Origin of the sequence: Streptomyces sp. NPDC002463 (genome assembly GCF_042889835.1) — a bacterium.
Lineage (GTDB): Bacteria > Actinomycetota > Actinomycetes > Streptomycetales > Streptomycetaceae > Streptomyces > Streptomyces nymphaeiformis.
The window spans coordinates 133,887-146,934 of sequence record NZ_JBIARL010000014.1 but is presented as its reverse complement, the minus strand read 5'-3'; the positions used below and the strand labels follow the sequence as shown (position 1 = coordinate 146,934).

The window sequence follows — 13,048 nt, the reverse complement described above, 5'->3', positions numbered from 1 at the left end:
CGGGGCGACGGACCCCGCACCAGGGACGGAACCCGCCGAGGGCACACGTCCGGTCGGAACTTCGAACCCGGCACCGAGAACCTGCGCAGCCGAAGGACCGGGCCCGGCCGGAACGGCAGCCCCCGCACCAGGCGCGGAACCCGCCCGGACGGCAGGCCCCGCGCCGGAGGCGGACCCCGCCGAAGGGGCACGTTCCGCCGGGGCGACGGACCCCGCACCAGGGACGGAACCCGCCGAGGGCACACGTCCGGTCGGAACTTCGAACCCGGCACCGAGAACCTGCGCAGCCGAAGGGCCGCGCCCGGCCGGGGCGACAGCCCCCGCACCGGGGACAGATCCCGCCCGGTCGTCAGGCCCCCCGCCGGGGACAGGACCAGCCGATGGGGCGGTAGTCGTCCGGGGCGGGTCCGTGCCGGGGGCGGGCCCGGTCGAAGGCGCCGGCTTCGGGCCGGCCGCAGGACCCGTCGGCGCTCCCGTGCCGGAGCCCGAGGGCGGCGCCGGCTCCGTGCGGGACACGGGTGCGGCCGGAACCGGCCCCGCAGCGCCGGGCGCGGAACCCGTCGCCGTACCCGAGCCGGACACGGACCCCGCCGGGGTCTCCCCCACCGACGCCCCGTCGGGCACAGGCTCCGCCACCAGCCCCGCAGGGGCTTCCGCAGGCGTCCGGTCCGGTGGCGTCGTGCGCGGGAGCGTGCCGTCCGTCAGGCGTCTCGCCGTGCGGGCCGCGTCACGTGAGGCCGCCGCGCCGGAATCCGCGGGGTTCGGGGTCGATGCCGTCATTCGGGTCCACCTCATGCTCTCGGGGTCATCGGAACAAACGCCGCCAGGTCTCCGGGCCCGGGTAGCCGTCGGCCGCTGCGCCGCGCCAGCCCTGTGCCCGCTGGAACGCCTCGACGTTGCGGCGGTCCGCCTCCGTCCAGCGCGGACCGGGTCCCGACAGGTAGTGCTTGCCGAAGCCCCGCTTCACCAGTTGTTTGCCCAGCTTCTCCACATATGCGTTGGATTGGCCCGGACGGAAGTAGCCACGCCCGGGAAACCCCGTCGCATTCGCGCTCGGAGCGCCCGAACCACTCGAACCGCCGATGTCCTTGCCCCCGCCGGTCACGAGCAGCCGCCACGTCTGCGGCCCGGGCAGCCCGTCCGCCCCCGCACCCTTCCAGCCCTGCGCGAGCTGGAACGCCTGGGTCGCCCTGCGGTCCGCCTCGCCCCACCGGGGGCCGGGGCCCTGGCTGTAGTACTTCTTGCCGCCGCGCGCGACGAGGAGCCGACCGAGCTGCGTGACGTAGGAGTTGTCGGCCCCCGGGCCGAACATGCCCGTCCCCGGGAACGGCGTCGCCTCCGTCGACTCCGCCCCGCTGCCCGTGCCGCCGCTCACCACGCCCTTGTAGCGGTAGGCCACGTACCGGTCGGAGTTCTCCCAGTACGCCATGGGCGTCGCCTGCTTCCGCGTGCGCGGCTTCGTCTGCTCGTAGGCGGTGTACGAGGTGTGGGTGTAGTCGGTCCACCCACCGAAGATCGTGACGTGCGAGCCGCGGGTCGGGTTGGCCGGGTTGTGGAAGAGCAGGATGTCGCCGGGCTGGAGCTCGGTGCGGTCGATCCGCACGGCGAAGCGGTCGAGGCTGCCGGTCCACTCGTTGCTGCGCAGGTTCCAGGCCATGGAGATGTAACCGGAGCAGTCCTGGCGGTACCCGTCCGACCAGTACTGCTCCATGGAGTACGGGACCTGGGCCGACACCCACTTCTTGGCCCGGTTGATGATCTCCGCGCGGGTCGTCTTCCGCAGTGTCTCCGTCGAGATCTGACTGGCCGTCGGGACGGCGTCGGGGGCCGGGTCCGGGCCGGGTCCCGGCGCGCCGCCGTGCAGCGGTCCGCGTCCGCCCTGCGGGGTGTCCGGCCCCGGCCAGGCGGTGCCGGCGGAGGCCGCGGAGCCGGCCGAGTCGGCAGCGTCCGCGGACCGGGTCGGCGCCCGCTCCTGGAGCACCGCCGGGTCCGCCTCCACCGCACCCCCCGGCGGGCCGGTCAGGGCCGTCGCCGCTCCGGCGCCGCCCCCGCCCAGGACCACGCCCGCCGTCGTCACCAGGACCAGCGCGCGACGGGCGCCGTGGGCCGCCGGGTGGCCTCCCGCCCGGACGGGCAGGCCCAGGGCGAGGTCGCGCCGCTGCCGGGCGCAGCCCGGGCAGCCGCAGTCGGCCGCGGGTTCGAACTCCTCGAAAACCGGCACGCTCATGCGATTCCCCTCCACACTCGTCAAGATCTTTTTGACCCTTGTTTCGGGCGTCAGTGTCTCAACTGTCTGGACAAATCGCATTTTGACGGATCGAAGGCCCGATACGACCATCCGACAGGCCGGTGGTGGCCGGTATTGGTCAGGAGCACCCCCGGGAGTCGGGTAGAGTTCTCTTTGTCAGCAGGCGCCGCTAGCTCAGTTGGTTAGAGCAGCTGACTCTTAATCAGCGGGTCCGGGGTTCGAGTCCCTGGCGGCGCACGCAGAGCCAAGACCCCCTCACCGATGGTGAGGGGGTCTTGGTCTTTCTTCGGGGCGAGCAGCCCAACTACCGTGCGTCTCCGGTCGGTTACCGACCCGCCGTCCCCGTCAGGTACGCCGACACCACCACGTTCGCCGTGTACGCCCCGGCCGCCCGGTCGAAGGTGCCGCCGCAGGTGATCAGGCGCAGCTCGGCGCGGTGGGGGTCGCGGGCACCGTAGACCTTGGCCGCGTCGAAGCCCTCGCGCGGGAAGACCTGGACGTCGTCGACCGTGAACTCGGCGACCGATCCGTCCGTCCGGGTGACGCGGACCTTCGCGCCGGGGCGGGCCGCGCTCAGGCCGTAGAAGACGGCCGGGCGGGTCTCGGTGTCGACGTGGCCGACGAGGAGCGCGGCGCCGACCGAGCCCGGCCGGGTGCCGGAGCCGTACCAGCCGACCGTGTGGGGCATCTCGAAGGGCGGAGGATCGATGGCGCCCGTGTCGTCCAGGCCGCGCGCCACGACGGGCGCGCCGATGCCCAGGGAGGGGATCTCGACCCGCCGGGGTTCGAGGGGCGGGAGGGGGTCGCGGGCCGGGGGCAGCGCGACGCCGAGGGGGCGGCCGACCGCGGCGATGTCGCCGGTGGTCGGCGCGGAGCTGCCGCCGGGGCCGTCGGTGGCCTCGCGGCCCCAGAGCCAGAGCCCGGACAGCAGGACCGCCCAGGCCACGCCGGTGACGAGTCGCCCGGAGCCCGCCGGGCGGGTACCGGGCGACACGGTCACTCGCCGTCGCCGCCGGTACCGGCGCGGCGGCGGGAGCTGCGGAAGGCGACCGCGACGGCGGCGATCGCGGCCATGCCGAGGCCGAGCAGGGTGTACGGGGTGCCGAGGCCGCTCTCGGAGGTCGTCTGGGCGACACCGGGGGCCGCGGGCGCGGCGAAGGCGGCGGTGCCTCCGCCGCCGGCCCGGACGGGGGCGATCGGGGTCGCGTGGTGCGTCGGCCGGTGGGTGGGCTCCTGCCGGTGCCGGACCTGCACGGTGCCGACGTCCCGGTGGTCGTGTCCGTCGCAGGTCACGCCGACCTCGTACGTACCGTCCTTGAGGCCGGACCTGATCGTCGTGTCGCCGAAGAGCGGGTTGCCCCCGCCGTCCCGTCCGGTGAGCTCCGCGTCGGCGACGAACGCCTTGGACTTGGCGGCGCCGGTCGTGCCCTTGCAGCCCTGGACCCGGACGTCGACCTCGGCGCCGGGCGAGGCGGTGGACGGGGTGACGGTGACCTTCACCCCGTCGTGGGCGTACGCGCCGCCGGCCGCGGGTGCCAGGACCAGCACCAGGGCCGCCCCTGCGGCACGGAGAGCAATGGGAGCTGAACGCATCGTGACCTCCTGATACTGGCAGGGTCACCCGGATCGGCGCTTCTCGCATCCGCAGGGACGTCCGCGAGGGCTCCTACACGCGCTCGACGAGGTCCGCGATCGACTGGACGACCTTCGACGGGCGGAACGGGAAGCGGTCGATCTCCGCCTGGGTCGTCAGACCGGTCAGGACGAGGAAGGTCTGCATGCCCGCCTCGAGACCGGCCAGGATGTCGGTGTCCATCCGGTCGCCGATCATCGCGCTGGACTCGGAGTGGGCGCCGATCGCGTTGAGGCCGGTGCGCATCATCAGCGGGTTCGGCTTGCCCGCGAAGTACGGCTCCTTGCCGGTGGCCTTCGTGATGAGGGCGGCGACGGAGCCGGTGGCCGGGAGCGGGCCCTCCAGGGAGGGGCCGGTCTCGTCGGGGTTGGTGCAGATGAAGCGGGCGCCGGCGTTGATGAGGCGGACGGCCTTGGTCATCGCCTCGAAGGAGTACGTACGGGTCTCGCCGAGCACCACGTAGTCCGGATCGTGGTCGGTGAGGACGTAGCCGATGTCGTGCAGCGCGGTGGTGAGACCGGCCTCGCCGATCACGTACGCGGTGCCGCCGGGGCGCTGGTCGTCGAGGAACTTGGCGGTCGCGAGGGCCGAGGTCCAGATGTTCTCGACGGGGACCTCGAGGCCCATGCGGGCGAGGCGGGCGTGCAGGTCGCGGGCCGTGTAGATCGAGTTGTTGGTGAGGACCAGGAACGGCTTCCCGGTCTCCCGCAGCTTCTTGATGAACGCGTCGGCGCCGGGGATCGGAACGCCCTCGTGGATGAGGACGCCGTCCATGTCGGTCAGCCAGGATTCGATCGGCTTGCGCTCTGCCATGGGTGCGGGACTCCTGCCGTACAAACGTGCGGTGTGCGGTGTGCTGGGGGCGACGCGACGACGCTGTGGCGACGCCCCCAGCCTAGTCAGGAAGTGGTGACCTTGACCCCGTCGATCACCCAGTACCAGTTGTTGGCGCCCGTGTAGCGGAAGCGGAAGCTCACGCTGGAGGCGCCGGCGGGTACGGCGACCGTGAGGGACTGGGGCTGGGAGATGACGTCGGAGGTGTAGCTCTTGACGACGGTCGGCGTGCCGCCGTTGAAGCTCGCCAGGATCTGGGCGGTCTGCGGCGCCTCCTGGCGGTAGAAGGTCGTGAAGTCGAGCGTGACGCGGGCGGCGCCGGTGACCGCGTACGCCGGGCTGACCAGCGTCGAGTCGTACGTACCGGAGAAGGCCTTGTCGGCCCACTCGTCGGAGTCGGCGACCGCGAAGACGCCGCGGGCGCGGACGTTGAGCTCGCGGGACTGGTCGCGCTGGGTGCGGGACCAGAACTCGTCGGTGGCGAAGGACCAGCCGCGCCACTCGGTCATGCCGCCGGTGCCCATGGCGTTGTTGATGACGGACCAGCCGCTGGGCGCGGTGTGGGTGAAGCCGAGGACGCCGGTGGGGATGCCGGTCTCGTCGACGCGGCCGGAGAGGGATGGGTAGAGGGTGTCGAAGGGGTCGGTGGAGCGCTCCTGGATCGGCTTGCCGTCGAGGCCCCAGGCAGGGTCGGGGGCGATGCCGAGCTGTCGGAAGACGGTGGCGGCGACGTCCACGAGGCGGGTGTCGATGGGGCGGGCGCCGGCGGCGATGCCGGGGCCCTGGGCGAGGACGAAGGTGCGGCGCTCCTCGATGCTGGAGCCGCCGTGGCCGCCCGCGTCGGTGTGGCCGTGGTCGGTGGCGACGATGACGGTCCAGCGCTCGGCGGCGTACGTGGGGCGGGCCTGGACGGCGGCGAGGAGGCGGCCGAGGTAGCCGTCCTGGACGTCGATGGCGTCGGTGTACTTGGGGCTGGCGGCGCCGTAGTTGTGGCCGATCTCGTCGGTCTCGCCGAAGTAGACGAAGAGGACGTCGGGGTTCTGGTTGCGGAGGACGTCCTCGGTGATGTCGGTGATCGTGAGGTCGTTGACCGCGTAGTCGTTGTCGTAGACGAGCTTGGCGTCGGCGCCGGGGGTGACGGTGCCGTACGTGTCGAGCTCGGGCCAGTCGACGGCGGCGAAGAGCGAGAGCTGGGGGCGGACCTGGTTCAGGCGGGCGAGGAAGCCGGGGTACTGGCCGTAGTTGCGGCCGGTGAAGGTGTTGTCCTTCACTCCGTGCTTGTCGGGCCAGACACCGGTGGAGATGGTCGACCAGCCGGGCCCGGAGAGGGTGCCGGCCATCGGGTTGGCGTAGAGCAGGGAGCGGCCGTAGGTGCCGTTCGCCATCAGCGACTTGAGGGTGGGCGCCTTGGCGGCGTCGATGCGGTCGTACCGCAGGCCGTCCATGCCGACGACGAGCACCTTGTCCTGGCTGGTGCCGTTCGGGAGCACCGGGGCGGCGGTGGCCGCCTGGGCGGCGGGGGCGGCGGCGAGTCCGGTGGCGGCGACGGCCGCGGTGGCACCGGCGGCGGCGAGCACGGTACGGCGGGAGATGCGGGAGATGCCGTTGATCGGCATGTCGGAGTCCTCCGTGGAAGGGGTCGGGACACGGCAACGCCCCCGATTTCTCGGGGGCGTTGGTCCGTACCCGTTATCATTCCGCTACACGGGGAGGGCTTCCAGGGTCGTACGGTGAACTCTTGGCTGCCGGTCGGCGGCCGATCAGCTTCCGGTCGCGGACTTCCACGCGTCGACGTACGCCGTCAGGTTCTTGTCGATGTCGGCCCAGTCCGGCTCGAAGACCTCGACGCCCTCCATCAGCTTGGCCAGTTCGATGGCGTTGGCGTCGGTGGTCTTGACGTCCTTGCGGGCCGGGAAGCCGCCGCCGATGGCGCTGACCTCGCGCTGGGCGCCCTCGCTGAGCATGAAGTCGAGGAGCTTCTTGCCGTTCTCGGTGTGCGGGGCCTTGTTCACCAGGCCGGCGGCGTACGGCAGGGCGAAGGTGGTGGGCTTGCCGCCGTCCTTCGCGGGGAACCAGATGCCGAGGTTCGGCATGGACTTGGCCTGGGCGAAGTTCATCTGGACGTCGCCGTTGGCGACGAGGAGTTCGCCCTTGTCGACCTTGGGGGCGAGCTTGGAGGTGGAGGAGGACGGGCCGACGTTGTTGGCCTGGAGCTTCTTCAGGTACTCCATCGCCGGCTCCTTGCCGCCGAAGTCGTGCATCGCCTTGATGAGGACGGCGGTGCCGTCGCCCGCGACGCCGGGGGTGGAGTACTGCAGCTTGTCCTTGTACTTCGCGTCGAGCAGCTCCTCCCAGGTCTTCGGGGCGGCGGGGAGCTCCTTCTTGTTGTGGACGAAGCCGAAGTAGTTGTTGACGACGGAGGTCCAGGTGCCGTCGTCGGACTTGTCGGCGCCGTCGACCTGGTCGGCGCCCTTCGGCTCGTACGACTGGAGCAGGCCCTTGGAGCCGGCCTGCTGGATGAAGGGCGGCAGGGTGACGAGGACGTCGGCCTGGGTGTTGCTCTTCTCGCGGAGGGCGCGCTGCACCATCTCGCCGGAGCCGCCCTCGACGTACTCGACCTTGATGCCGGTCTGCTTCTCGAAGTCGGCGAAGACCTTGTCGTACCAGCCGTCGCCCGCCTCGCCCTTGAGGCCGTCGGCGCTGTAGACGGTGACGACCTTCTCGGCGGCGGCGTCGGAGGAGCCTCCACAGGCCGTGAGGGTGGCGGCGAGGACGAGGGCGCCGGTGACGGCGGCGACCTGCTTGGCGTACGTACGCATGACGTTGTTCTCTCCTGGGATCTCAGCGGTACGAGCGGAACTCAGCGGTACGAGGCTTTGGTGCGGACACGGGAGACGGCGAGCAGCGCGAGGAGCGTCGCGGCCATGAGGACCACGGCGAGCGCCGAGCCGGTGAACAGGGAGCCGCGGTCCGTGGCGGTGAAGATGAGCACCGGCAGCGGCATCCAGTCCGGCGGGTAGAGCATCATCGTGGCGCTCAGCTCGCCCATGGACAGGGCGAAGCAGAGCCCGGCGGCCGCGGTCAGGGACGGCAGCAGGAGCGGCAGCTTCACCCGGAGCAGTACGTACGAGGGGCGGGCGCCGAGACCGGCCGCCGCCTGCTCGTACATCGGGTCCAGGCGTCGGAGCGCGGCCGAGACCGACTGGTGGGCGAAGGCCGTGACGAGGACGGTGTGCGCGAGGATCACGATCCAGCGGGTGCCGTTGAGGAGCATCGGCGGCTGCGAGAACGCGACCAGGACGGCGAGGCCGACGACCACGGACGGCACGGCGACCGGCAGCATGAACAGGGCGTCGAGGACCCTCTTGCCCTTCTTCCCCAGGGCCGCCGCGGCGAGCGCGGCCCAGGTGCCGACGGTCAGCGCGACGACGCTCGCGGTGACGGCCGTGACCAGGCTGGTGGTGAGCGCCTGGAGGGACTCCCCGCGCACGGCCGCCGTGTAGTGGGCGGTGGTGGGTCCGGAGGGGAAGGCGCCGGACCAGTGCGTGGAGAACGAGGCGGCGAGGATGACGAGGAGGGGCAGGGCGAAGAGGGGCACGAAGAGGACCGCGAACAGCCCCCAGGCCGTCCACTTTCCCGTACGGCTATGCACCAGCACGGCGGCTCACCCCCCGGTAGAGGACGTACAGGCCGACCGAGAGGGCGACGTTGACGACGGCGACGACGCAGGCGGAGGCGTAGTCGGATTCGAGGATCGCCTTGCTGTAGACGAGCATCGGGAGGGTCGTGACGCCCTTGGCGCCGGTGAAGAGGACGATCCCGAACTCGTTGAGGCACATGACGAGGACGAGGCTGCCGCCGGCGGCGAGCGCGGGCAGCGCCTCGGGGAGGATCACCTGCCGGACGATCCGCAGCGGCCGGGCGCCGAGCGAGGACGCCACCTCCAGCTGCGCGGTCTCCATCTGCGAGAACGCGGCCAGGAGCGGACGCATCACGAACGGCGTGAAGTACGTGATCTCGGCGAGGAGGACGCCCCACGGGGTGGTGAGGAACCGGAAGGGCCCGGCCGGGTCGCCGGTGACGTCGGTCCAGATCCCGTTGGCCATGCCGACCGTGCCGTACAGGAACAGCAGGGCGAGTGTGATCAGGAAGGACGGGAAGGAGAGGAAGACGTCGATGAACTTCGACACCGCCTTCCCGCCGGGGAAGGGCACGAACGCGATCACGAGCGCGAGGACGAAGCCGAGCACCAGACACCCGGCGGTGGCGGCGACGGCCAGCCACACGGTGGTGACGAGCGCCTCCCGGAAGGAAGCGGAGGCGAAGACCTCGGCGTACGCACCGGGAGCGAGGGACTCCTGGACGACGAGGGCGAGGGGATAGAGAAAGACGAGCGCGAGGACGGCGACGGGAGGGAGGGCCCAGAGGGCCGCTGTGGGCAGGCGTTCCGCCCGGGGGTCCCCCCAGGACGGAGTCCTGGGGGGAGGATAAGGGTGGGCACCTCGTTCAGCCGCTACGACCAGCTCCACAGGACTAGCCATCGTTCACCCCCGCGGCCAGCAGCACCGCGTCGTCCGGCGCGAAGTGCACCGTCACCTCGGCCCCCAGCGGAGGCGTCTCCCGCAGCTCACGCACGTCCGCCTTCACCCGGTGCCCGCCGACCTCGACGTACAGCCGGTGCGTGGACCCCCGCCACTGGACCTCGGTGATCCGGCCGCTCAGCGCGTTGGGCCCGGGACCGAGGCCCACGAGGTGCGGCCGGACGCAGAGGGTGGCGACGGAACCGGGCACGGCCTCGGAGACGGGGACGTCGAGGGTGACGCCCTCGAAGGTGGCCCCCTTCTCGCCCACCGTCACCGGCAGCAGGTTCGCGTTGCCGACGAACGACGCCGTGAACTCCGTACGGGGGCGGCGGTACAGCTCCTGCGGGGTGCCGCAGTCCTGGAGCCGGGCCTTGTCCATGACGGCGATCCGGTCGGCGAGGGTCAGTGCCTCGACCTGGTCGTGGGTGACGTACAGGATCGACACGTCGGGGAGTTCGCGGTGGAGCCGGGCCAGTTCGGCCAGCATCCCGGAGCGCAGCTGGGCGTCGAGCGCGGAGAGCGGCTCGTCGAGGAGGAGCACGTTCGGGCGGATGGCGAGGGCGCGGGCGATGGCGACGCGCTGCTGCTGTCCGCCGGAGAGCTCCCGGGGGTAGCGCTGGGCGTAGGCCGCCATGCCGGTCATCCCCAGGGCTTCGGCGACCCGTCCGGGGATCTCGCCCTTCGGCACCTTCTGGGCCTTCAGGCCGAAGGCGACGTTGGCCTCGACCTTCAGGTGGGGGAAGAGGGCGTACTGCTGGACGACCATGCCGATGCCCCGCTTGTACGGCGGGAGCGCGGTGACGTCGCGGTCGCCGATGAGCACCCGTCCGGAGGCCGGCCGGACGAATCCGGCGACGGCCCGCAGCGCGGTCGTCTTGCCGGAGCCGGAGGGGCCGAGGAGGGCCATGACCTCGCCGGGCTCGACGGTCAGGTCGAGGTGGTCGAGGACGGTGTTGCTGCCGTACGTGACGGTGACGCCGTCGAAGCGGATGCCGCTGGTCATGCCTCGTACTCCGCCATCAGGGACGGGAGTTCGGCGACCGAGGCGAGGACGTGCGTGGCACCGTGCTCCTTGAGCGCGGTCTCGTCGTGCGCGCCCGTGAGGACGCCGGCGACGATCCCGGCTCCGGAGCGGACGCCGCTGAGCATGTCGTACGAGGTGTCGCCGGCGACGGCGACCCGGCGGACGTCGTCCACGGCGCCGGTGCGGAGGAGGGCGGCGAGGACCATGTCCGGGTAGGGGCGGCCGCGGCCGCCGGCGTCCGCCGGGCAGAGGGTCAGCTCGACGAGGTCCCGCCAGCCGAGGGCGTCGAGGATGGCGTCCTGGGTGACGCGGGCGAAGCCGGTGGTGAGGACGACCGTCCGGCCCTGCTCCTTCAGCTGGGCGATGGCCTCGGCCGCGCCGGGGACCGGGGCGATCAGGCCGCCGGCGACCAGCTCTCCGTACGCCGCCTCGAAGGCGAGGTTGGCCTGCCGTGCGCGGGTCTCGTCGCCGCCGAAGAGGTGGCGGAAGACGGAGATCTTGGACTCGCCCATGGTGGCGCGGACGTAGTCGATCATCGTGGCGGGGTCTTCGCCGAGGCGTTCGGCGGCGGCCGTGAAGGCCTGCTCGACGAGGCCGCCGTCGGCGACGGTGGTGCCGGCCATGTCGAGGACGACGAGGTTCGTGTCGGTCATGTGGTTCACCAGCCCAGTTCGTTCGCGGTCGTCTCGGCGATGGCGGGCGAGCAGGTCATGCCGCGGCCGCCGGGTCCGGTCACCAGCCACACGCCGTCGCGGACCCGCTGGCGGTGCACGACCCGGCTGGTGTCGACGCACTGCGCGTACACCCCGGCCCAGCGGCGCCGGATCTTCGGCAGCGGGCGGCCGAGGAAGGACTCGACGACGCGGGTGAGGTGCTCGTAGGGGTCTTCGAGGGTGTCGAAGGCGAAGGGGTGCTCGTACTCGTGGGTGTCGCCGATGGTCAGTCCGCCGTCGAGGCGCTGCACCATGAGCAGCTGCATCTTGTGGGCGGCGGCGGTCGGGTCCTGCGCCTGGGCCTCGTCGAGGGCGTCGAGGGCGGGGGACGCGTACGCCGGGTAGTAGCGGAAGGAGTCCGCGTCGGCGACGGAGGTGGTGAGCGGCTCCCCGAGGGGTGCGGTCTGCATCATCTGGAGCCGGACGCGGCGGACCGGTATCTCGCCGGCGACCTCGCGGACGAGGCCGGAGAGCCAGGCGCCGGTGCACAGGACGACGGCGTCGCCGGTGTGGGTCTCGCCGCGGTCGTCGCGGACCGCGTTCTCGCCGACGACGTCCCGGACCTCGCGGTTCGGGAGGAAGGTGTAGCGGCCGGTGGCGAGGAGGGCCTCGCGGAGGGCGAGCTGGGCGAGGCGCGGTTCGACGGCCGCGTCCCGCTCGCACCAGAGCGCCGCCTCGGCCCCTCCCTTTTCGAACGCCCCGCGCAGGGCGGGGTTGACCGCGCGCGCCTCGTCGGCCGTGAGCAGCTTGTAGCCGCGGGCGGCGGCGTCGGGGCGGGCCACGGCGGCCTCGGCGACGGCGAGTTCGAGCTCGTTCCGTACGGGGGTGAGGGAGCCGATGGCCCGGAAGCCGAGGCCGGGGACGCGGGCGCCGATGCCCTCCCACAGCTCGCGGGCGCGGAGGGCGGTGTCGAGCTCCTCCCCGCCCGCCCGTCCGCTCACCCAGATCTGGCCGAAGTTGCGGAGGGAAGCCCCGCGCGCCTCGGCCTCGCGCTCGATGTGTACGACCTCGTGGCCGCGTTCCACTGCGTGCCAGGCGTGCATGGTTCCCACCACGCCGGCTCCTACGACGATCACCTTCATGACGTCGACGGTCGCGGGGGCGGGTGGACCGGACGGATCCGGTGGACGACGGGACGGTGAACGGACCGACAAGCTTGGACCAGACCCGTTACCATTCCGTTATCTCCTGTGAATGGGTCACGCCGTCAGTTCTGCTGCCCCAGGTGGGTGGTGAAGCTGAACCGGTCCCCCCGGTAGAGCGTCCGCACCCGCTCCAGGGGCCGCCCCGCGGTGTCCCGGGAGACGCGGTGGAGCAGCAGCATCGGCAGCGCCGGCGGCGTGCCGATGAGCAGGGCCTCGCGCGGGGTCGCGAGGACGGTCTCGATGCGCTCGTCGGCGTCGCCGAAGGAGATGCCGAGCCGGTCGTGGAGATAGGCGTAGAAGGAGGAGTCCGGGTCGAACTCGGCGTCCAGACGCGGGGCGCGGGCCTCGGAGACGTACGTGCTCTCCAGGCCGACCCGCTCGTCGTCGGCGAGCAGCACCCGCTCCATGTGCCAGACGGGCTCGCCGCGTTCGGCGCCGACCTCGGGAGCGAGCGCCTCCGGGCAGGGGAAACGGTCGAGCGAGATCAGGCTGCGGCCGGGACGGCGGCCCTGGCGGCGCACGCCCTCCGTGTAGCTGGCGAGCGAGAGGGGCTGCTCCAGCTTGGGTCCGGCGACGACCGTCCCCCGGCCCTGGCGGCGCAGCCGCCCCTCCAGGAGGAGTTCGCGCAGCGCCTGCCGGACGGTCTCGCGGGACACCTCGTACCGGACGGCGAGATCGCGCTCGGTCGGCAGCAGCCCGCCCTCCCCCAACTCGTCGACCATCAGGGCAATCTTCGCCTTGACGGCGTAGTACTTGGGGACGCGGCCGTGCTCGGGGATGCCGGAGCGGACGGGGGCGCCGGGGCTGGTCTGGTAGTTCATCCGGGGATGGTCGCAGACCGGGATGAACGGGAAGGTGTACGGAGCAT

The 13,048-nt window shown here is 72.2% G+C and carries 12 protein-coding genes and 1 tRNA gene; 1 reads left to right on the top strand and 12 read right to left on the bottom strand.

The features are described 5' to 3' along the window. Positions 1-805 precede the first annotated feature (805 nt). Positions 806-2,227, bottom strand: coding sequence for a peptidoglycan-binding protein (locus tag ACFYX3_RS27255; RefSeq protein ID WP_389018412.1), 1,422 nt, complete (start codon positions 2,225-2,227; stop codon positions 806-808). A 184-nt stretch (positions 2,228-2,411) separates the two neighbouring features. Here ACFYX3_RS27255 and ACFYX3_RS27250 point away from each other — a divergent pair. Continuing rightward, positions 2,412-2,485 (top strand) — tRNA-Lys (locus ACFYX3_RS27250). Between the two features lie 88 nt (positions 2,486-2,573). Here the strand turns inward: ACFYX3_RS27250 and ACFYX3_RS27245 are convergent. The 11 genes from ACFYX3_RS27245 to ACFYX3_RS27195 all read right to left on the bottom strand — a co-directional run bounded on the left by ACFYX3_RS27245 (position 2,574) and on the right by ACFYX3_RS27195 (position 13,001). Further along, positions 2,574-3,242: a class F sortase gene (locus ACFYX3_RS27245; RefSeq protein WP_389018409.1), complete on the bottom strand. Its 669-nt coding sequence runs from the start codon at positions 3,240-3,242 to the stop codon at positions 2,574-2,576. 2 nt (positions 3,243-3,244) lie between these two features. After that, a complete protein-coding gene (locus ACFYX3_RS27240) occupies positions 3,245-3,841 on the bottom strand; it encodes a hypothetical protein (protein WP_382658785.1) in 597 nt (198 codons plus the stop codon). Positions 3,842-3,914: 73 nt separating this feature from the next. Continuing rightward, positions 3,915-4,694 carry an HAD-IIA family hydrolase gene (locus ACFYX3_RS27235; protein WP_389018404.1) on the bottom strand — a complete coding sequence of 260 codons (780 nt, stop codon included), beginning with the start codon at positions 4,692-4,694 and terminating at the stop codon, positions 3,915-3,917. A gap of 86 nt (positions 4,695-4,780) precedes the next feature. Further along, a complete protein-coding gene (locus ACFYX3_RS27230) occupies positions 4,781-6,331 on the bottom strand; it encodes an alkaline phosphatase family protein (protein ID WP_389018401.1) in 1,551 nt (516 codons plus the stop codon). Positions 6,332-6,475: 144 nt separating this feature from the next. After that, complete coding sequence (locus ACFYX3_RS27225; RefSeq protein ID WP_389018398.1) at positions 6,476-7,534, bottom strand: 2-aminoethylphosphonate ABC transporter substrate-binding protein; 1,059 nt, start codon at positions 7,532-7,534, stop codon at positions 6,476-6,478. 41 nt (positions 7,535-7,575) lie between these two features. Beyond that, the gene (locus tag ACFYX3_RS27220; RefSeq protein WP_389018395.1) at positions 7,576-8,373 is read right to left on the bottom strand and encodes an ABC transporter permease; all 798 of its coding nucleotides are present in this window, start codon (positions 8,371-8,373) and stop codon (positions 7,576-7,578) included. Then, complete coding sequence (locus ACFYX3_RS27215) at positions 8,360-9,256, bottom strand: 2-aminoethylphosphonate ABC transporter permease subunit (protein ID WP_389018392.1); 897 nt, start codon at positions 9,254-9,256, stop codon at positions 8,360-8,362. The genes ACFYX3_RS27220 and ACFYX3_RS27215 overlap by 14 nt, the downstream gene beginning before the upstream one ends. Continuing rightward, positions 9,249-10,301 (bottom strand): ABC transporter ATP-binding protein, encoded by a 1,053-nt coding sequence (locus ACFYX3_RS27210; protein ID WP_389018389.1) that lies wholly within the window; start codon positions 10,299-10,301, stop codon positions 9,249-9,251. The genes ACFYX3_RS27215 and ACFYX3_RS27210 overlap by 8 nt, the downstream gene beginning before the upstream one ends. Continuing rightward, entirely contained in the window at positions 10,298-10,975 is a 678-nt protein-coding gene (locus ACFYX3_RS27205; protein WP_389018386.1) for a phosphonatase-like hydrolase, read from the bottom strand. Before ACFYX3_RS27205 ends, ACFYX3_RS27210 begins: the two co-directional genes overlap by 4 nt. 5 nt (positions 10,976-10,980) lie before the next feature. Then, complete coding sequence (locus tag ACFYX3_RS27200; RefSeq protein WP_389018383.1) at positions 10,981-12,117, bottom strand: TIGR03364 family FAD-dependent oxidoreductase; 1,137 nt, start codon at positions 12,115-12,117, stop codon at positions 10,981-10,983. Positions 12,118-12,242: 125 nt separating this feature from the next. Beyond that, positions 12,243-13,001: a GntR family transcriptional regulator gene (locus tag ACFYX3_RS27195; RefSeq protein WP_359510902.1), complete on the bottom strand. Its 759-nt coding sequence runs from the start codon at positions 12,999-13,001 to the stop codon at positions 12,243-12,245. Positions 13,002-13,048: the final 47 nt, after the last annotated feature.